The 18,344-nt window shown below is 48.0% G+C and carries 19 protein-coding genes; 12 read left to right on the top strand and 7 right to left on the bottom strand.

From position 1 onward, the window contains the following. Window positions 1-48 precede the first annotated feature (48 nt). The 3 genes from argF (at window position 49) to NC980_RS11860 (ending at window position 2,426) form a co-directional block, all read left to right on the top strand. Window positions 49-984, top strand: a complete 936-nt coding sequence (argF, locus tag NC980_RS11850) for an ornithine carbamoyltransferase (RefSeq protein ID WP_190375210.1) — start codon at window positions 49-51, stop codon at window positions 982-984. Between the two features lie 60 nt (window positions 985-1,044). Next, on the top strand, window positions 1,045-1,488 hold the full coding sequence (locus NC980_RS11855; RefSeq protein ID WP_190375211.1) for an HHL1-like protein: 444 nt from the start codon (window positions 1,045-1,047) through the stop codon (window positions 1,486-1,488). A 413-nt stretch (window positions 1,489-1,901) separates the two neighbouring features. Then, window positions 1,902-2,426 (top strand): vitamin K epoxide reductase family protein, encoded by a 525-nt coding sequence (locus NC980_RS11860; protein ID WP_190375212.1) that lies wholly within the window; start codon window positions 1,902-1,904, stop codon window positions 2,424-2,426. On the opposite strand, the gene NC980_RS11865 is transcribed toward NC980_RS11860, so the two are convergent. Continuing rightward, window positions 2,417-3,511, bottom strand: coding sequence for a peptidoglycan DD-metalloendopeptidase family protein (locus NC980_RS11865; RefSeq protein ID WP_242026522.1), 1,095 nt, complete (start codon window positions 3,509-3,511; stop codon window positions 2,417-2,419). The genes NC980_RS11860 and NC980_RS11865 overlap by 10 nt on opposite strands. Between NC980_RS11865 and NC980_RS11870 the strand changes: the two genes are divergently transcribed. Further along, entirely contained in the window at window positions 3,510-3,680 is a 171-nt protein-coding gene (locus NC980_RS11870) for a hypothetical protein (RefSeq protein WP_348253927.1), read from the top strand. The genes NC980_RS11865 and NC980_RS11870 overlap by 2 nt on opposite strands. Window positions 3,681-4,026: 346 nt before the next feature. Continuing rightward, complete coding sequence (locus NC980_RS11875) at window positions 4,027-5,037, top strand: cistern family PEP-CTERM protein (RefSeq protein ID WP_190375214.1); 1,011 nt, start codon at window positions 4,027-4,029, stop codon at window positions 5,035-5,037. A 61-nt stretch (window positions 5,038-5,098) separates the two neighbouring features. Here the strand turns inward: NC980_RS11875 and NC980_RS11880 are convergent, their stop codons facing one another. Continuing rightward, on the bottom strand, window positions 5,099-7,522 hold the full coding sequence (locus NC980_RS11880) for a sucrose synthase (protein WP_190375215.1): 2,424 nt from the start codon (window positions 7,520-7,522) through the stop codon (window positions 5,099-5,101). A 142-nt stretch (window positions 7,523-7,664) separates the two neighbouring features. Between NC980_RS11880 and minC the strand changes: the two genes are divergently transcribed. The 5 genes from minC (at window position 7,665) to NC980_RS11905 (ending at window position 11,446) form a co-directional block, all read left to right on the top strand. Then, window positions 7,665-8,528: a septum site-determining protein MinC gene (minC, locus tag NC980_RS11885; protein ID WP_190375216.1), complete on the top strand. Its 864-nt coding sequence runs from the start codon at window positions 7,665-7,667 to the stop codon at window positions 8,526-8,528. Between the two features lie 247 nt (window positions 8,529-8,775). After that, window positions 8,776-9,579, top strand: a complete 804-nt coding sequence (minD, locus tag NC980_RS11890; protein WP_190375217.1) for a septum site-determining protein MinD — start codon at window positions 8,776-8,778, stop codon at window positions 9,577-9,579. A gap of 43 nt (window positions 9,580-9,622) precedes the next feature. Continuing rightward, window positions 9,623-10,033, top strand: coding sequence for a cell division topological specificity factor MinE (gene minE, locus NC980_RS11895; protein WP_190375218.1), 411 nt, complete (start codon window positions 9,623-9,625; stop codon window positions 10,031-10,033). Then, window positions 10,014-10,865 carry a shikimate dehydrogenase gene (locus NC980_RS11900; RefSeq protein ID WP_190375219.1) on the top strand — a complete coding sequence of 284 codons (852 nt, stop codon included), beginning with the start codon at window positions 10,014-10,016 and terminating at the stop codon, window positions 10,863-10,865. Before minE ends, NC980_RS11900 begins: the two co-directional genes overlap by 20 nt. A 29-nt stretch (window positions 10,866-10,894) precedes the next feature. Continuing rightward, window positions 10,895-11,446 (top strand): MOSC domain-containing protein, encoded by a 552-nt coding sequence (locus NC980_RS11905; RefSeq protein WP_199298368.1) that lies wholly within the window; start codon window positions 10,895-10,897, stop codon window positions 11,444-11,446. A 12-nt stretch (window positions 11,447-11,458) separates the two neighbouring features. Here NC980_RS11905 and NC980_RS11910 read toward each other — a convergent pair whose 3' ends face one another. From NC980_RS11910 to NC980_RS11920, 3 genes are read right to left on the bottom strand one after another with little or no spacing between them, the layout of a single operon-like run. Beyond that, window positions 11,459-12,919 carry a pitrilysin family protein gene (locus NC980_RS11910; protein ID WP_190375220.1) on the bottom strand — a complete coding sequence of 487 codons (1,461 nt, stop codon included), beginning with the start codon at window positions 12,917-12,919 and terminating at the stop codon, window positions 11,459-11,461. Between the two features lie 34 nt (window positions 12,920-12,953). Then, window positions 12,954-14,477 (bottom strand): pitrilysin family protein, encoded by a 1,524-nt coding sequence (locus NC980_RS11915; protein ID WP_190375221.1) that lies wholly within the window; start codon window positions 14,475-14,477, stop codon window positions 12,954-12,956. Window positions 14,478-14,532: 55 nt separating this feature from the next. Beyond that, window positions 14,533-14,847 carry a hypothetical protein gene (locus NC980_RS11920; protein ID WP_190375222.1) on the bottom strand — a complete coding sequence of 105 codons (315 nt, stop codon included), beginning with the start codon at window positions 14,845-14,847 and terminating at the stop codon, window positions 14,533-14,535. Between the two features lie 297 nt (window positions 14,848-15,144). Between NC980_RS11920 and NC980_RS11925 the strand changes: the two genes are divergently transcribed. Then, on the top strand, window positions 15,145-15,669 hold the full coding sequence (locus NC980_RS11925) for a photosystem I reaction center subunit XI (protein WP_190375223.1): 525 nt from the start codon (window positions 15,145-15,147) through the stop codon (window positions 15,667-15,669). 99 nt (window positions 15,670-15,768) lie between these two features. Here the strand turns inward: NC980_RS11925 and gmk are convergent, their stop codons facing one another. Next, on the bottom strand, window positions 15,769-16,338 hold the full coding sequence (gene gmk / locus NC980_RS11930; protein WP_190375224.1) for a guanylate kinase: 570 nt from the start codon (window positions 16,336-16,338) through the stop codon (window positions 15,769-15,771). A 117-nt stretch (window positions 16,339-16,455) separates the two neighbouring features. Then, entirely contained in the window at window positions 16,456-16,755 is a 300-nt protein-coding gene (locus tag NC980_RS11935) for a DUF370 domain-containing protein (protein ID WP_348244597.1), read from the bottom strand. A gap of 303 nt (window positions 16,756-17,058) precedes the next feature. Here NC980_RS11935 and NC980_RS11940 point away from each other — a divergent pair, with 303 nt between their 5' ends. Further along, entirely contained in the window at window positions 17,059-18,159 is a 1,101-nt protein-coding gene (locus NC980_RS11940; protein ID WP_190375225.1) for an EAL domain-containing protein, read from the top strand. Window positions 18,160-18,344: the final 185 nt, after the last annotated feature.

Below are 18,344 nucleotides of genomic sequence, written 5' to 3' on the forward strand. Positions count from 1 at the left end.
TCCTTTACGCTTGAGTAGGGAGCGATTTTTATTTTTTTGGAGAAGCACATGGGATCACTAAAAGGACGAGATTTATTGAAATTGTCAGATCTCAGCACGGATGAAGTGATGGAACTGTTAGACATCGCCGCGCAGTTAAAATCAGGAAAATTAAACCCGCGTGTGACCGTCAACGGACATCCCCCTGTGTTGGGTTTGTTGTTTTATAAAGCCTCTACTCGAACCCGTGTCAGCTTCTCAAGTGCGATGTATCACTTAGGCGGACAGGTACTCGATTTACCACTGAACGCCACTCAAGTCAGCCGGGGAGAACCGATCGCAGATACCGCCAGAGTCCTCGATCGCTATCTTGATATCCTCGCGATTCGCACCTTCGAGCAATCCGACCTCGAAACCTTTGCGAAGGAGATGGAAATCCCCGTAATTAATGCTCTGACGGATCTAGAGCATCCGTGTCAAATCCTGGCAGATCTCCAAACTATTCAAGAAACCTTTTCGACGCTTTCTGGCTTGACCCTAACCTATGTCGGTGACGGAAATAACGTTGCGCACTCGCTGATGATTGGGTGTGCGCTGGTGGGAATGAATGTCCGAGTTGCAACTCCCAAGGGCTACCAACCCTTGAGCGAAATTGTCGAACTGACCGAAAAGATTGCCAATGGTCAATCCGAAGTGCTGTTAACTGAAGATCCGATCGCTGCCGCCAAAGGCGCTCATGTGATTTATACCGATGTGTGGGCAAGCATGGGACAAGAAGATCTCGCAGCCAGTCGAATTCCGATTTTTCAGCCCTATCAGGTAAACGATCAACTGATGAGCTATGCCGACAAAGACGCGATCGTGCTGCACTGTCTCCCGGCGCACCGAGGCGAGGAAATCACCCATGAAGCGATCGAAGGCAAGCAATCGAAAGTCTGGGCTCAGGCGGAAAACCGGATGCACGCTCAGAAAGCACTGATGGCAAGCCTACTTGGTGCAGTCTGATCCCCATTCATTCTTAAAATGTCGTAAACTTTTGTTAATAGACATTTCTGCACTGCGATTATGACAAGCTCTCCTGGATTCGGTAAAAAGGTTCACAAAGAAAAGAAAAAGTCTACGGGAACCGACAAACGCGCTCAAGCCTCGAAGCAGTTTGATAATTTCAAATCGCAAGGGTTACCAGAGTATGAAATTTACCTCCGAGTCCAGGGGAAAAAGAAGCTTCAGTGGTTCCCGATCGGCGCGATCGCAGTCAAACGATCGTCTCAAATTGATGACGCTATTTTTGCGAACGAAGAAGAACTGCTCAAAGGTGCATTCCGATTATTTCCCGCGCTCCGCAAAGAGCGAGATTCACTGGAATATGGCTATCGGCTAAAAGAATTCAAAGACGAAGAGATTCAATTAGCGGTGCGTCCGACTCCGGGTGTTGCGAATGCGGTGCAAAGTGCGATCGCATCTGTGGGTGAAAAACTCGGCGGATTGTTCAAGCCTAAATCTGTATAGATTCAAACTGAGTCTACGGTAAAGCGCTCGATCGACTCGATCGGGCGCTTTTTTTATTGTCTTGATCAGATGCCTTCCGATGGTTAGACGACCCCGATTTTGATTGTGAATACCGTTGTGAAATACGAGCATTTACGCTCACCCCGATCGCAATCATTTAACGTTAGTTTGACGGAGTTTCTTGCTTCGGTTTGAGCGGCTTCTTGCCCCCTAAATCCCCCATGAATGGGGGACTTCGAGCCAGGAATTTCAACCTTCAAAGTCCCCCACTTGTGGGAGATTTAGGGGGCAAGAAGCCGTAACCGAAGCCAATTTTTGCTGTTGAACTCACGCAATTTATCCCAACCTAACCGCGCCATTGAATCCAATACGTTGATTCAAGGCATTCTTACAAACTAAGGAGAATCTTTGAGATGGAACCGAGAGAACTGAGCCTTGAATTGCGTAGAGGCGACAATCCTGACCTATCCCGCCGTCGATTAATCACTGGACTATCTGTACTCGGTGCAACGATGGCAGAAGCTGTTTCGCTCTATCAAATCGGTGCAGTCAAGGAACTACCAGACTTGCCGCTTCCAGGGATTGATTCTAATAAAGTGGATGCCTCCGATTATGCTTACAGCGTTTTGGATACACCTGATGGCTTCTTTATGCTGGTGAACTATTCGATCACTGCATTGTTAGCTGGAGCAGGCACCGCCAATCGAGCAAAAGATGCACCCTGGTTGCCGATCGCAATGTCAGGCAAAACCTTGATGGATTCGATCTTTGCACTACGCTTAGCTCGGATTGAATGGCGTGATAACGAAGCCTTCTGCGCCTACTGTCAAGTCGCGACGCTGTGTTCGATCGCATCGTTCCTGCTCTCGATTCCCGAAGCGAGTCGCGCCTTCCAGTTTCTCACGGGCAAGGGCGACGTGGATATCGCTCAGAGATAGTTCATCGGATCGACAGGTTCTCCATCTTTTCGCACCTCAAAATGCAGGTGGGGGCCTGTCGATAGTCCGGTCGAGCCAGTTGCAGCGATCGCTTTTCCACGTTCTACGGTTTGCCCGTCTGATACATAGAGTTCCTGAGCATGGGCATACATCGTTGTAATTCCGTTTCCGTGATCCAGAATCACCGAGTTTCCATACCCGCCATACCAGCCCGCAAAGATGACTACGCCACGATCGGCAGCTAAGATCGGCGCACCATAATCCGCTCCAAAGTCCAATCCTGCATGAAAGCGCTGATAGCCCAAAATTGGGTGCATTCGATAGCCAAATGGGCTAGTAATCGGGCCTTCACTCGGTAAGTTAAATTGCCCCGTTCCTAAAATCACAATTCCATTTCTGGCGCGTTCTTCGGCAATGCGTCTTTGAATCAATTCTCCAATGCTTTTCGAGTCTTGTTCAAGTTGGGCTTCTGCGGCTTCGAGAGCGCGGCGATTGGTTCTGAGCCGATCGACGACTTGCTTCTGAGAGTCTGCCTGCTGCTCAAACTCGGACTTTTGCGCCATCAATTGTTGGCTAATTATCACGATGTTGTTCTTTTGCTGTTCAACTTGTTGACGCTGACGATCGACTTTTTCGGCTGCGGTTTGCAGATCGGCTAGAGTTTTGCGATCGTTCTTGTAAATCTGCTTGAGACGAAATCGGCGATCGAGAAAATCATTGAGATTTTCACTTTGCAGCAAAACTGCCCAACCGCTACTCCTCTGCTGGCGTTGCAGAAATCGCAGCCGTGAAACGGTGGCAGATTGTCTCTGCTGATAGCTGTTTTCCGCTTTACTCAAATCGGCTTCTAATTTTTTCAGCACTCGATTGGCGTTGCTGAGTTGTGCTTCAGTCGTTTGGATCTGAGCGGTCGTCACTTGGATGTTTCGACGAATGCCTGTGAGATTCTTTTGCGCCGATCGCTCTTGGCGCTGCAATTTTTCGCGTTCTTTCTGGACGTACGATCGCTGCTGGTCGAGTTGCTGCTGCTGCTGCTTAAGTTGGTTAATTTCCGGTGGGGTTTGCGCGGCAAGCGGTAAGCCCATGAAAATTAAGGCGATGCAGCATACACCGATCAGGAACGTTTTTATCGGCTTGAGAGCGGTTATAGATTGGACGATCGCCAGCATATCCTCGACCTACGGCATCAGAACAAGCAACCATTATGTCGAGAACCAAAACTTCGGCAATGCTGAAATTACGGGAGCGTTTTGAAGTGCATTCGGGCAAAATGGATCGCTACACTTCTGCAAACCGCCCTCAGTAAAATTCCGGTACTCTTGATGCTTGAATCGAGCCCCGTACTCTTCTCAGTTCTATTCCTGCTTTCCGCAGAAATACGGAGATACACAAAATAATTTCATCTATTTCTATTTATGTTTACTAAGAATCCAGCAAATTCTGTCCTGCTCAATCACAAATTGAATTAGCCTTATACAAAATTTACCGTAATAATACTGACTTAACTGACTCTTTAAAGAGTTTCTTAAGTCCGCAGAAGTATCATGCTCTTCTGGCAGTCCGATGCAATAGCTTATACATATCGTCTAAAACCACGCAGATGTTTAAAAACTTGTCTTTTGCAATTTTGACGCTCTGTTCTGGGGTTGCGAGTTTAGGCTTGTTGCTTGCTGCTAATCCAGCATTTGCACAAAGCAACACTACCTCAACCCAGACTACGGCACCCACTCAAAGCGCAACGCCATCCACCAGTTCTTTCACGGTTGGATTAGCAGATCTGGGGAAAATCTTCCGGATCAACTTTGACGGTAACGTTGACACTAAAACCGTGAACGGAATGACCTCGTTTGCAGACTTCACCTTCCAGGGATTTACATCTCAAGGTGGAAACACGATCGCAAGGTTCGATGTTTTGCTGGATAACACCACTGGTGGTGATATCTTCTCTCGTGTTTCAGCACTGGGCTTCAATACCTCAGCAACGCTTATAAATGCAAGTACCAGTGGTTTATTTGGCGACGCTCATCTCAACGGTGCTTTCCCAAATCAATTTGGTAATGTCGGGGTTTGCTTTACGAATGGTAATACCTGTCAAGGTGGAACCAGTGGTGGTGTGAACAACAGCACTTCGCTGCCCGGAACCTTCGATAAAGGCACGTTTAGCTTCTCGCTTGCGTTGAGCGGTAATGTTAACACGCTGAGTCTGAGCAATTTTGGCGTTCGCTATCAGAGCATTGATAGCAAATCTCTAGGCTTTAATGGTGAGAGTGGTACAGGTCGCGGAACGTCAGTTACGACTGTAACACCTCCACCACCAACCACGGTCACCCCCCCACCGCCGACGACTGTGACACCTCCACCGCCGACGACTGTGACACCTCCACCACCAACCACGGTCACACCTCCGCCTCCACTGTTTGACAAGCCGATCGACGGAACCCCACCAGGTGATCAACCGACTACGCCCCCAGTCAGCCCACCCACGTCGCCTAAACCTCCTACACCAAAGCCTACGAAAGTCCCAGAACCCGGCACGATCGCAGCTTTGGCTCTCGTAAGCGCGATCGCACTCAAATACCGCAAGCAGCAAGAAGCCGACGCTGAAGCGTAAAACCAAGCAAAAGAGGGTCGAGTTTAATCTCACCCTCTTTTTGGTCTATATTCGCTTTGGTTTACGATCGCTGCATTTGCTCCTGTAGTAATTGCTTTGCTCTGGGCTTGTAGAGCAGGTAAAACAGTGATTCGATGTATCTCAGCATATCCTCGCGATTTTCTTGCGATGTGTAGTTCCAGAAGCCGTAGATTTTTGCAAGGGATAGTAATCGAGTCGTGTGAATTTTCCAGGTGTAGGTGCTGAAGACGCGATCGATCCCACGTTGGGAAATTTCGCTCCAGTAGTTTGGATTGAGATCGCACTTCTCCAGAAACTGCAGAACTACGGCTGCAACTTCTTCATGATTGGTCGGATTGATGTAAAACCCGTTCACTTTGTCCTGAATGATTTCAAGCGGGCCACCGAACCGAGTTGCAAACGTGGGTAGACCTGTCACCATCGATTCGAGAATCGTCAATCCAAACGCTTCAAATAAAGCAGGCTGTACGAAGATGCCTTGACGATCGGCAATCACGCGATAGACTTCTCCGGTGTCGCTTTTTGGCAATCGCACACCCAACCAGCGAATTTTGCCTTTGAGATCGTAGCGATTGATGATTTCGTAAAGCTTCTCGATTTCGCTGATTTCCTCGTAATCGCTAGAATCATCAATCCGAAGCTTACCCGCGACTAGAATCAAATTACAACGCTCTTGCAGGGCTTCGCTCTTACCGTAGGCTTCTGCCAATCCCGTGAGATTTTTAATGCGATCGAGCCGTGCCATTGAAAAGAGTGGGCGTTTAGTCGGGTCGTCGAGCTTGCCGTAAATCAGATCGGGGTCTTCATCAGTAAACAGAAGATTTTCGAGGCGTTCTCGATCGTTCAGCAATCGGTCTTCGGTGCGCGTAAATGGGAAAAAGACGACTTCATTCACACCCGGTGGAACGACGTTAAACTTCGGGCTAAATAACTCAATGCCATTCACAACATGGTACAAATCTGGCATCGTAAATGATTTATAAGATTCATATTGTCCAACGCTTTCTGGAGTTCCGACAATCTCCTGATAGGTGCTGCTGATAATGAAATTTGCCGCATTCATGGCAATCAAATCTGCGGTAAATTGCAGCGAAAAATGATACTTATCTTCGGATTCTTGCCAGTAAAGGTTACTGAACAAGTATTTTGATTTCTCAAGGGCGTGAGCAATGATGCAATATGTCACTTTCAAGCGTCTTGAAAGCAGGAACGCAACTAAATTTCCGTCTGTATAGTTGCCAATAATTAAATCAGGTCTGCCTTGAAATTCGGCTCGAAGCTCGTGTTCGGCATCGATCGCAAACGTTTCCAAATAAGACCAAATCTCAAATCGAGAGATCCAATTTTGAGTAAGATTCAGATTAAATTCGCGGAACGGAACGCGCAAAACCCAAGCATCTGTTGTACCGTGAATCTTCTCAAGTCTCTGATTGCAAAGCGTCCCATCACTATTTGGAATTAACCGCGTTAACACAATTACTTTTGGACTCACACCCAGCCCACCTAATCCCGCTAGAGTAATATCCTCCTGCAATTGCTTTTCTAAACTTTTGACCTGATCCAGAATGTAAACAACTTGTCCACCTGTATCTGGTCTGCCTAATACGCCTTCTTGCCCAAACCAGCCATGCGGCGAAATAATTGCTACTCTAAAAATCATCGGAATCCGCGATACCAGCGCTTCTAAGGCTTGGTGATCGGGTGAATCAATTAACTGATCCAAAATCTCTAACGTTTCTCTGACTCGCCCTGCTGTGTTTCCCCACCCTGGCTCAAATCCAAGATCTTGTAGGTCAAACTGAAATGTTTCATACGCCTCATTCGGATCACGATCGCTGACTAAATTCAGCGCTTGTTTCACGCGATCGCTCAATTGATTTGGAGATTGAATCCGCTTATTAATTAATAATTGAATCCCGTTATATTGATGTAGCTGCAAAAAATTAAATAGCGGATTTTGTCCCTGCTTTGGATCTTGGAAGAGCTGACTTGATAAATAGCGATTGAGAAAATCTACACCCTTCCCAATATTTTTTGGGTCGCGCAATACAGGTGAATAATCATAAAACGGCGCAAAATCAATCTCGAATACATCCCCTTCTTGCGGATGATAATGATTAACAAAGCGATCTCGCACGTCTAAAAGTTCCTGAATCGTCATCGGCTCGATCGTCAAATCTTCGAGCAGACGATACGCTTCCTGCCGCGCAATTCTAGGACGAATAATCAGACATAAACTCTCATCTTCTAAAATAATCTCCTGCACATATCGAATTAATTTTCCTAATTGAGACGAAGCCTGAAAATCATCTGGTTTTTTGTACTGTTCGCAATACTCATCGAACACCTGCAAGATTTCGTTTCTCAGGAAATAGCGTTTGTCATAAGCTCTCAACACGCTTGCAAACTGCCGCAAACAGGTTTTCTCATCGCTATCTAGAACGGCTTGAATTAGGTCTGACATTTTAACTCCTAATTGTTCTCTGTCAGAAAATCGTCATCACACAATAATGAAAAAACTCAGGCTTTACGTCTGTCGATCGAAACAATGTTGCCAACATCCGGATGTGTGAATATGATCTATCCGTTGCAGCCCCACATTAGGCATGACTTCTGATACCTCTGTTTCGCCAATCTCGAACGACTCCAGCCCCATTTCCCCAGAATCCGTTTCTAGCCCAAATCTCGAACCGGATTTGCCAGAACTGCCGCCACTCGAAACCCCGGACACGCCCAGAATTGCGATCGAAGATCTGCAAGTCCGCCTCAAAACCAAAGACGGTGCGCTGCATTTAATTCTGCCGCCTGAATCTGAATCTGTTTCCAAAGTCGCTTTAGCGTGGAGTGAACTCTGGCAGCAGTTCAAACAGCTTTTAGCCGGACGAGAACGCCACTGGCAGCCCAACACTGTTGTGCATCTGATCGCAGACGATCGCCTCCTCGATACCCGCCAGCTCAGCGCGATCGCCCAAGCCCTCGCAGAAGCGCAACTGCAACTCAAATGCGTTCACACCCGTCGCCGTCAAACGGCTGTCGTCGCCGCTACCGCAGGCTACTCCGTTGAGCAAATTACTGCCGCTTCACCGCTGCTCACCAAGCCTGGAACGGCAACCGCGATGGAGGAGCCGCTTTATATTCAAATGACGCTGCGCTCCGGAACGGAAATCCGCCATAACGGAACCGTGATTGTGATGGGTGATCTCAATCCAGGAGGATCGATTATCGCAGAAGGCGATATTCTCGTCTGGGGTCGCCTGCGTGGTGTGGCTCATGCCGGATGCAAAGGCAACTCGAAATGTCTGATCATGGCGCTGCAATTAGAGCCGACCCAGATTCGGATTGCGGATTACGTCGCCCGCGCCCCGGAGACCCCGCCCGCTCAGTATTTCCCAGAAGTAGCGTATGTTTCACCGCAAGGCAATATTCGGATTGCGAGAGCCGCAGATTTTGTGATTCGGAAACAGGACTAAATTAGTCTGAGTCCAAAAATCAGAATTGATCACGGTGATTTCCAACGTGCGGTAAAGCTTTGTAGAGCCAGCCTTGCGCGACTTGCTGCTTGCGGTATGCTAATCAGCGATCGACCCCGAATTTGAAAGTTTCTCGATCTAGTTCTTAAATCATGCTAGATTCCGAACACTTCAAATTCCGAATTCTGATATCCTATAAAACCTGTAATCGGCATACTCCGTTCCTCTCGAAAGCGGATTTTTATTAATGGCGCGTATCATCGTTATCACTTCGGGTAAAGGTGGAGTCGGAAAGACGACCACTACCGCAAATCTCGGTATGGCATTGGCAAAACGGCGACGTAAAGTTGCTGTGATCGATGCGGATTTCGGATTGAGAAATTTAGATTTATTACTAGGGCTGGAAAATCGCGTGGTGTACACCGCCGTTGAAGTGCTCGCGGGTCAATGTCGATTGGAACAAGCACTGGTGAAAGATAAGCGGTTCCAGAACTTAGTGCTGCTTCCTGCGGCTCAAAATCGCACCAAAGAAGCAGTGACCCCCGATCAAATGCGGCAATTAGTGAATGCTTTGGCGCGAGTGTATGAGTATATTTTGATTGATTGCCCGGCTGGGATCGAGCTTGGATTCCAAAACGCGATCGCGGCTGCACGAGAAGCGATTATCGTCACGACTCCTGAAATTGCGGCGGTTCGAGATGGCGATCGGGTGATCGGACTGCTCGAAGCGAACAACATTAAACGCATCAGTCTGATTGTGAATCGCATCCGACCGAATATGGTGCAGGCAAACGATATGATGTCCGTCGAAGATGTGCAAGAAATTTTGGCGGTGCAATTATTGGGAGTCGTTCCTGACGATGAAAAAGTGATTGTTTCCACGAATAAAGGTGAACCCCTGGTATTATCAGAAACACCTTCAATGGCGGCAACCGCTTTTGATAATATTGTGCGCCGTTTGGAAGGAGAGCGAGTACCCTTAATGAGCTTAGAACCGCCAAATGAAGGATTTTTTGCTCGCTTGTTTGGTCGATTTTCTAAGAAGAATTAACCCGATCGCTGCACGTTTTATTTAACCGTTCGCATCTCTGCTCATGATCACCGAATTTCTAGAACGCTTATTTCCGCGTGGCGCAGATAATAGCCGCAGCGATGTCAAACGACGGCTGAAGCTAGTCCTAGCACACGATCGCGCAGATTTACCGCCCCACCTGGTTGAGGAATTGCGAAAAGAAATTCTAGAAGTGGTGTCGCGTTATGTCGAGCTGGATGAAGGCATGGAGTTTGTGCTGGAAAATCACCAGCGATCGACCGCATTAATTGCCAATTTACCGATCCGTCGAATTCGCTCGATGCCAGAACCCAGCCCGGAAGAAATGGCAAAGATTGTGCCGGATTTGACGCTGACTGAAGCGACTTTGACCGAAGATCCGCCCAAAGCTCAACCTGATCAATCTGAGCCGTCCGAACCCCCAAAGCCGAAGAATGAATCGAATCACGGGTAAAACAAAGCTGCTGGGTGTGATTGGCGATCCGATCGAACACTCGCTCTCTCCGATCATGCACAATGCTGCGATCTCCGAGATGCAGATCGACTTTGCGTATGTTCCGTTTCGCATTCGCCCAGGAGATCTCAGAACTGCGATCGCTGGATTCGAGGCGATCGATCTGCAAGGATTCAGCGTGACGATTCCTCACAAACAAGCGATTATGCCACTCTTGACTGAGATTACCGATGTGGCAAAAGCGATCGGAGCCGTCAATACGGTTTGGAGAACTAATCGCGGCTGGAGCGGCACAAATACCGATATTGTTGGCTTTATTGCACCATTAAAGCATCGAACTTGGAATCAATCGATCGCGCTGATTCTTGGTAATGGTGGCGCTGCAAGAGCCGTTGTTGCGGGATGCGTAGAGCTAGGATTTGCAGAAATTCACGTCGTTGGACGTAATCCTGACAAGCTTCAAGAGTTTGCACAATCTTGGTCGTTAGATTCTCTATCAGTTCACGCCTGGGATCAGCTTTCTGGACTTCTGCCGCAAGCAAATCTGATTGTGAATACCACACCGATCGGAATGTCGCCGCACGTTGATCAATCGCCTCTAACCGAGGAACAAGCAGATCAAATCCAATCGAGCGCGATCGCTTACGACTTAATCTATGTGCCGAATCCGACTCGATTTTTGCAGCAGGCGCAACAGCGAGGAGCAGACGCGATCGACGGATTAGAAATGCTGGTTCAACAAGGTGCGGCGGCTCTAGAAATCTGGACAGGGGAATCTGTCCCAGATGATGTCATGCGGCGATCACTGCAGACTCATTTAGGTTTGAATTAAGAAAGTTTTTACCGCTTGGAGTGAGTCAAGTGGTGCAACTCAGTGGAGCCGTCGTTGCCGTTAGCCGCAGCGCAACTCATAACTTCAGCAAGCAGAAGCAGGAGCGCATTCGACTTTTGGGCGGTCTTGGGGTTGAGGGTGATGCTCACTTAGGCGAGACGGTCAAACACCGATCGCACGCGGCAAAAAATCCAACCCAGCCGAATTTGCGGCAGGTACATCTCATCCACGCTGAATTGCACGACGAACTGCAAGCGGCTGGTTTCTCAGTTTCAGCGGGGCAAATGGGTGAAAACATTACCACACGCGGTATTGATCTTCTGAATCTGCCGGCTGGAACACGACTACATCTAGGCAACAGTGCGATCGTTGAACTAACAGGTCTACGGAATCCTTGCGCTCAACTCGATCGATTTCAGCCTGGTTTGATGTCAGCAGTGCTCGATCACGATGAACAAGGAAAGCTGATTCGTAAGTCTGGAGTGATGAGTATTGTTGTGGCGGATGGCGAGGTGCGCCCTGGCGATGGGATTCAAGTTGAACTACCACCAGCTCCTCACCAACCGCTCGATCGAGTCTAATACAAAGCGAGATTATCGGCTGCTCTGGGGCGGCTTGGGAATTGTGATATCAACAGGTATGACAGGCTGCCCCAAGCTCGATAGCGGCGGCTGAATTTCTTTTTCATTGCCGACAACCAAAGTAACAAGCTTTTCAGGCTGAAGATATTTCTGAGCGACTCGCTGAACATCGGGAATTGTTGTTGCTTCTACCGCTTTGCGATATTGAAAGATGAAATCTTTGGGATATCCATAGTATTCATATCGCAGCAAACGCGAAAGAGTTTGACCCGGATCTTGGAAGTTAAAGATAAAAGAATTCAACACGGTATCTTTCGCGAATCCTAATTCATCGGCTGAAATCGGCTCTTTGCGAATGCGATCGATCTCATTCATCACAGAGCGAATGAACGGAACGGTTGCATCCGATCGCGTTTCTCCACTAGCAATAAACACACCTGGATAATCAAACTGAGCGCTCCAGCTTGCCCCAACTGAGTAAGCCAATCCTTGGCGTGATCGCACTTCGTTAAACAATCGTCGCCCGAAGCCACTTAATACATCTTCCATCACGCTTAATGCTGGGTAATCCGGGCTGTTTAACTGTCCGCCTAGATGCCCGATTTGTAGATAGCTTTGATTCAGTTGCGGCTGATTGACGAAGAAGATTCCACCTTGTTTTGCTTGGGAAACCGATGGAAGCTGTGATGGGATAGCCTGTTCTGCGGGTTTCCAAGCTCCGAACTTCGATTCGATCGCTGATCGCATTTGCTTCGAGTCAAAATCTCCCACGATTCCGAGCAGCATTTGATCCGGACGGAACGATCGGCTATAAAACTGAATCAAATCATTGCGAGAAATGTTCGTGATCGTCGAATACTCCACAGTACGAGCATAAGGGCTATCGCTGCCGTAAATTAGCTTCTGGAATTCTCGCCCGACAATGCCGTTAGGATCGTCATTCCGTCGAGCAATGCCGCCTTGCAGTTGAACTTTGGCGATCGCTAACTGATCCGGTGCAAATGCAGGCTGCTGGATGACTTCGGCAAACAGATCAAACACTTCCGGTAAATCTTCGGTAAGCGCGTTAAAGCTGGCGCTTCCCGTAGTAGTGGAAATTCCAGTTTCAACCACTGCCGCTCGTTGCTCAAGTAATTGATTCAGTTGATTAGCAGTGCGTTTTTGAGTTCCCCCCGATCGCAGCACTGTTCCCGTAAGTTCTGCGAGTCCAACTTGATTTGCAGGCTCGAAGCGATCTCCCGTTTTAACAAGCGCCGTTCCGCTCACTAAAGGCAATTCGTGGTCTTCCATCAGATAAACGATCATGCCGTTCTGAAGCTGAAACCGCGTGTACTCCGGGACTCTAACTTCTGGGGGCGGTGTGAATTTTAGATCGGTATAGTGTTTCGGTGTCTCTGCGATCGCTGGATGTACAAACAGCAACACAGCCAGAAACGCCAAAACAAATAGAGTTGAGATTCGGAAAGTTTTCATTTGAGTTAACAACGCATCACATCAATAGAGTGGCTTATCCTTGCGGCAAAATTCGTCCGATCGTGCGATTGGAATCGGTAAACGTGGCGTTTGCAACTCGCTGGATATCAGCAGGCGTAATCTTGGCGATCGCGTCAATTTGCTGGAATAAGTTGCGCCAGTTTCCGGTCTTAACTTCGTACTCTAATAGCGACTGAGCCATGCCCATATTGGAATCAAGCGATCGTAATAATCCGGCTCTCGCTTGAGTTTTGACGCGATCGAGTTCTTGCGCCGAAACAGGCTGAGTTTTCAGGCGATCGATTTCGGCTCTCAGAGCAGGCGCGACTTCTTCAATTGATCGACCCGGAGCGGTCAGCGCATAAAACAGCATCAAATTCGGAAACTTATCGCCCGGAAATCCGTTAATTCCTTGAGCGGCTAATGCGACCTTCTGCTCTTCAACTAACAATCGGTACAGCCGAGAAGTGCGCCCATCGCTCAAAATTGACGCGATCGCTTCATACACAACGTTATCCGGATGATTTAAAGCAGGACGGTGGTAGCCTTCTACGTACCAGGGTTGAGATTGTAGCTTCAAACTGACTTCACGCTGCTGGGTTTGTGGCGGCTCAACGGCAACCACTTCCGGCGGTGCGGGCTTCGTTTTGTAGCGACCAAAATAGGTTTGAGCGAGACGCTTCACTTCGGTTGGATTGACATCGCCCACGATCGCGATCGTCAAATTATTCGGGACATAATGCGTGTCGAAGAAGGTCTGCACATCTTGTCGGGTGAGATTGGCTAAATCAGTTGGATAACCAATCACCGGGCGGCGATAGGGATGAACCTTAAAGGCAGTACCCGTAAACGCTTCGATCAATTGCCCGATCGGTGAATTTTCTGTCCGCAATCGCCGCTCTTCTAGAATCACCGCTTTCTCTTTGTAGAACTCTCGAAATACCGGATCGAGAAAGCGTTCTGACTCCAACGACATCCAAAGCTCTAATTTGTTAGACGGAAAACTATAGAAATAGCGAGTGGCATCTGCCGAAGTATTGGCATTCAGCCCCACGCCACCTGCTTGCTCCACGATGCGTCCTAATTCGTTTTGCCGTCCCAATTTCGTGGCTTCGGCTTCAACGCGATCGAACTCCGCTTGCAAGGTGCGAACATCTTTCTTTTGCTCTCTTGCCGCTTTAATCTGTGCTGCAAGCTGATCTAGCTGGTTTAATAACGGCTTTTCCGCTTGAAAATTCTGTGTGCCGATCCGAGTGGTACCCTTAAACGCTAAATGTTCTAGGAAGTGTGCGACTCCGGTTCTTCCTTCCGGTTCATCCGCTCCACCCACATCTGCATAAGTTACAAACGAAACCACTGGAGCTTGATGACGCTCTAAAACAATAAACTTCAGACCATTTTCTAACTTAAACTCGGTCACGTTTTGGATCACTCGATCCAGATAAGGCTGAATCAACTGTGAAGGCAGCGTCCGCGCTACGCTAATTCCAGGAACGCTACCCCAACCCAACAGAAACACTAAAACAAAGATTACGATCGTCCGACTTATTCTCACCATGTCAACGAACTCTTAAGGCATGTTCTCTAGCATAGGGAGTTTTGTCGGCAATGGCTTATTTCGAGAGCGGCTTGCTCAAGGTCAGCGAGTGAGTCACCGTAAAAATATAGGTATCAAATAGAGCACCAACGACTCCGCAGGTACAGCCAATCACGATCGCTCCTTCCCAAGCGCTACCATTTCCAAACGTTTCAAGAAACGACAGGATTTGAGCCGCACAAGCTTGTCCAAAAGGCATCAATCCCGGTACAACGCCAAGCAACAGCAGCAGCGCGATTGTTCCCCCGATCAAGGCGATCGGTGCAAGAAAGCTCAGCAAGCTGGCTAACAAGAGCGATCGTAGATAATTTGGGGTGGGGCTAAACGACATACTTCACCTTTCCATCGCAAATGAATAACAGGCTGGAACTTTCCTAAAGATAGGGGGGATTCCTCAGTTTGAGGCGCGATGTTGCGAAATCTTAAATCTTTATAAAGAAACTTGGTTAAGTCGTGGGATGACTTTGTGATTATCTAAGCTCAAGCATTTGATCGATCGCACCGTTCACAAACTCTTACATTCTTTGAAAACTGGTAATTCAAGTTGTGTCTTGAGAGTGATGAAGCCGCAAAAATGAACCCCCTACAATATGCTTCCAGCACCCTTGTAAAACAGGACATTTCATTTATGCAAATTCTTAGACATCCAGAAGCGACCGATCGTCCTGACGATCCTCGTAATAAAGAGGTTATCTATCCTGCCTTTGATATTCAAAATGGCAACCTCGCAACACCAATTAATGCGTCCCCGCTCGTTCGGACTTATATCAACGCTCTCCCCGCTTATCGCGAAGGTCTCTCCCCGCTGCGCCGTGGATTAGAAGTGGGACTCGCTCATGGCTATTGGATTATTGGCCCTTTTGCAAAATTGGGCCCTCTGCGTGACACCGACTTGGCAAACTTAGCCGGATTGCTCAGCACGATCGGACTCCTGATTATCTCTACGCTGGCAATTTCGCTCTACGGCGCAAGCAATCCGCCGGCACCCATGACCACAATCACCACTCCGAACCCACCCTCGGAACTCAAAACCGGACATGGTTGGAACGAATATGCTGCTGGCTTCCTAGTGGGCGGTGTTGGCGGTGCAGCGTTGGCGTACTTCCTGCTCACCAATCTAGCGCTGTTCAAAAACTTCACAAGCGGACTGTAAAACTGCTACACAGCAAAACGAGTGGGTATCCAAACAGATCGCCCACTCGTTTTGCTGTGTAGTGAAATTAACCGCACACCTCTGCGTGTCGTAATGCGATTAACACACTGCTGCAACTGGCTTAAACAGCGTGTGCTCAATTTCTCCTACCGCACGCTCTAAATCGTCGTTGACCACCTGAAGGTCAAATTCTCCAGCCGCATCAACTTCCTCCCAAGCTCTCTCCAGCCGACGCACGATCGCGGCTTCAGAGTCTTGGCCGCGTCCTCGAATGCGGGATTCGAGTTCCACCATCGAAGGGGGTGCAATGAAAATTTGGAGCGCGCTTGGAAATGACTTGCGGATTTGGCGAGCGCCATCAAGCTCGATTTCCAGAATGACCCACTTGCCTTCGCGAATTTTCTCTTCCACAGTGCGTCGGGGTGTGCCGTAGCAATTTCCCGCAAATTCTGCCCATTCTAAAAATTCTCCCTGTGCCACCATTCGCTCAAATTGAGGGCGAGTGACGTAGTAATAGTTCTTGCCCTCGACTTCTCCAGGACGGGGAGATCGGGTGGTGACGGAGACTGAGAGATAAAGCTGCTCGTGGCGCTGAAGAAGCGATCGAAGCAAGGTTCCTTTGCCGACGCCGCTTGGCCCTGTTAAAACAATGAGTCTACCCTTGCTCATAGCTACGTAATAATTTTGTGCGCTAGTGTTCCCAGTTTTCTGATTCTGTGAGTATAGCTTGCAACTCGACTGAATTAGTTAATAAAAGGGTGAAGGATTGGGATGATTTTTCAAATTCTAGATATCCGTACTGTCTTTGGTGAATAGAAATCGATTAGCAACTGTCTCAGGTTGAATCGCCGAAAGAATAATGTGACCGGAATCCATGACGATGACTGCACGGGTACGTCTCCCATAGGTGGCATCAATGAGCTTTTCGTGTTCGCGGGCATCATGAATAATGCGCTTAATCGGGGCGGATTCTGGAGCGACGATCGCAATCACCCGATGAGCCGAGACGATATTGCCAAATCCAATATTGATCAGTCTGATTTCACTCATCGATTGCAAAATTGACGTTGAAATCGATCGTGACATAGATAGCGCCAACGGGAACTTTATAGCTATCAAGATTTAATTCTCAATTCGGGATCTACGGTTGATTTTGCCAAGAGCCTTTATAGTTTTTTGCCTCTAACCTCTCGTAACTCGACTGCAACAAAAGATAGAGCATTGTTTTTTTTAATTAAGTTTTTGTGCTGATGCAAATTATCAATAGAGATGTTGTAATCTGTTTCATCCCCATATGAGTAGGATTCAATCTACTCCTTTAGAGGTATTTATCCAATGAGAGAGTGCGGAAACACTAGATTAAATAAAGTAAGTTTGAAAGCTATTCCGATGAGCCAGCCTCTACCAGTCGCTAAAACCTGTGTTTGTCATAATCCTAGAGTCGGCTGCCCCTCCGGTGCAGGACAGCTTTTCATCTGGTTTCCAGTTCCCCACGCCTTGATCAAAGTCATTCCTTTTCTCAAGCAAGCTGCCTTTGACTATGAACTTATGCAAGCACGATCGGGGCTGAGAGTGACTTGCAAAACTGGACAGGCTCAGGAAGTTGCTGCCAAGATTGCTCACCTACTCGCGCCTAGAGAGCTAGGGGAGACGCGGGTTTTGTTTTTACAGGGTATGGCTCAACCCCAGCTGCACGACTTTAGCGATATCACCTCACTACAGCACTTTGTTGGACGGAACGAAAGCGACTGGCTGGTCGAGATGCTTACAGCCGAACGGTTTACAACCCATTTTCAGCCGATTGTTTCGACTCAGGATACTTCTCAGATTTATGCGTATGAATCTCTCCTGCGGGGTCTAGATGCCGATGGTAATTTAGTGATGCCGGGATTAATCTTAGAGCAAGCCGCGAAAGCAAATTTGCTTCCACAACTTGATCGAGTCGCTCGTCTCAGCGCGATCGCTCACGCCAGCCAACATCAATTGAACAGCCGCATTTTTATCAACTTCATTCCCACGGCTCTTTATGATCCCGTGTCTTGCTTACGGAGTACCGTAGAAGCGATCGACAGAGCAGGGATTGCTCATGAGCGTATTGTGTTTGAAGTGGTAGAGACAAATACGCCGCAAGACCTCAATCATCTCAAAACCGTGCTGAAATACTATCGAGACGCGGGTTTTTTAGTAGCGCTTGATGATTTGGGTGCGGGATATTCGAGCTTGAACCTACTACATCAGTTACGCCCTGACTTTATTAAGTTAGATATGGCGTTGATTCGGAATGTTGATCAAGACCCTTATAAAGCTTCAATCACTGCAAAGCTATTAGAGATTGCTCAGGCGCTCGGTGTGCCAACAATAGCAGAAGGCATTGAATCGATCGCAGAGTTACACTGGTTGCAAAAGCATGGTGCAACTTTTGCACAAGGCTATCTGTTTGCAAAGCCTAGTGCTATCCCTGCAAGCGAAACGCCACGCTACCCACGCTAGTTATTACAAAATGTGGCTTTCGGCGGAAGAGTACAGCAATTTTAGGTAGAAAGTTAGGTATCCAAACCTTGTCTTTGTAGATTCATGGTTTGTAGATTCATGGAGAGATTCTAGTCGCTAGACAAAATCTGTTACGCTTCAAAGTTAGTCTATGCACCTACTGCTCAAACGCTAATTCAGCCACG

The organism is Leptolyngbya sp. AS-A5 (genome assembly GCF_039962495.1).
Taxonomy (GTDB): domain Bacteria; phylum Cyanobacteriota; class Cyanobacteriia; order Leptolyngbyales; family Leptolyngbyaceae; genus Leptolyngbya.

What these genes read in the sequence shown, in the direction of transcription:
- argF (WP_190375210.1), top strand. Translation starts at nt 49, where the DNA reads ATGGGATCACTAAAAGGACGAGATTTATTGAAATTGTCAGATCTCAGC.
- NC980_RS11855 (WP_190375211.1), top strand. Translation starts at nt 1,045, where the DNA reads ATGACAAGCTCTCCTGGATTCGGTAAAAAGGTTCACAAAGAAAAGAAA.
- NC980_RS11860 (WP_190375212.1), top strand. Translation starts at nt 1,902, where the DNA reads ATGGAACCGAGAGAACTGAGCCTTGAATTGCGTAGAGGCGACAATCCT.
- NC980_RS11870 (WP_348253927.1), top strand. Translation starts at nt 3,510, where the DNA reads ATGAAAATTAAGGCGATGCAGCATACACCGATCAGGAACGTTTTTATC.
- NC980_RS11865 (WP_242026522.1), bottom strand. Translation starts at nt 3,511, where the DNA reads ATGGGCTTACCGCTTGCCGCGCAAACCCCACCGGAAATTAACCAACTT.
- NC980_RS11875 (WP_190375214.1), top strand. Translation starts at nt 4,027, where the DNA reads ATGTTTAAAAACTTGTCTTTTGCAATTTTGACGCTCTGTTCTGGGGTT.
- NC980_RS11880 (WP_190375215.1), bottom strand. Translation starts at nt 7,522, where the DNA reads ATGTCAGACCTAATTCAAGCCGTTCTAGATAGCGATGAGAAAACCTGT.
- minC (WP_190375216.1), top strand. Translation starts at nt 7,665, where the DNA reads ATGACTTCTGATACCTCTGTTTCGCCAATCTCGAACGACTCCAGCCCC.
- minD (WP_190375217.1), top strand. Translation starts at nt 8,776, where the DNA reads ATGGCGCGTATCATCGTTATCACTTCGGGTAAAGGTGGAGTCGGAAAG.
- minE (WP_190375218.1), top strand. Translation starts at nt 9,623, where the DNA reads ATGATCACCGAATTTCTAGAACGCTTATTTCCGCGTGGCGCAGATAAT.
- NC980_RS11900 (WP_190375219.1), top strand. Translation starts at nt 10,014, where the DNA reads ATGAATCGAATCACGGGTAAAACAAAGCTGCTGGGTGTGATTGGCGAT.
- NC980_RS11910 (WP_190375220.1), bottom strand. Translation starts at nt 12,919, where the DNA reads ATGAAAACTTTCCGAATCTCAACTCTATTTGTTTTGGCGTTTCTGGCT.
- NC980_RS11915 (WP_190375221.1), bottom strand. Translation starts at nt 14,477, where the DNA reads ATGGTGAGAATAAGTCGGACGATCGTAATCTTTGTTTTAGTGTTTCTG.
- NC980_RS11920 (WP_190375222.1), bottom strand. Translation starts at nt 14,847, where the DNA reads ATGTCGTTTAGCCCCACCCCAAATTATCTACGATCGCTCTTGTTAGCC.
- NC980_RS11925 (WP_190375223.1), top strand. Translation starts at nt 15,145, where the DNA reads ATGCAAATTCTTAGACATCCAGAAGCGACCGATCGTCCTGACGATCCT.
- gmk (WP_190375224.1), bottom strand. Translation starts at nt 16,338, where the DNA reads ATGAGCAAGGGTAGACTCATTGTTTTAACAGGGCCAAGCGGCGTCGGC.
- NC980_RS11935 (WP_348244597.1), bottom strand. Translation starts at nt 16,755, where the DNA reads ATGTCACGATCGATTTCAACGTCAATTTTGCAATCGATGAGTGAAATC.
- NC980_RS11940 (WP_190375225.1), top strand. Translation starts at nt 17,059, where the DNA reads ATGAGCCAGCCTCTACCAGTCGCTAAAACCTGTGTTTGTCATAATCCT.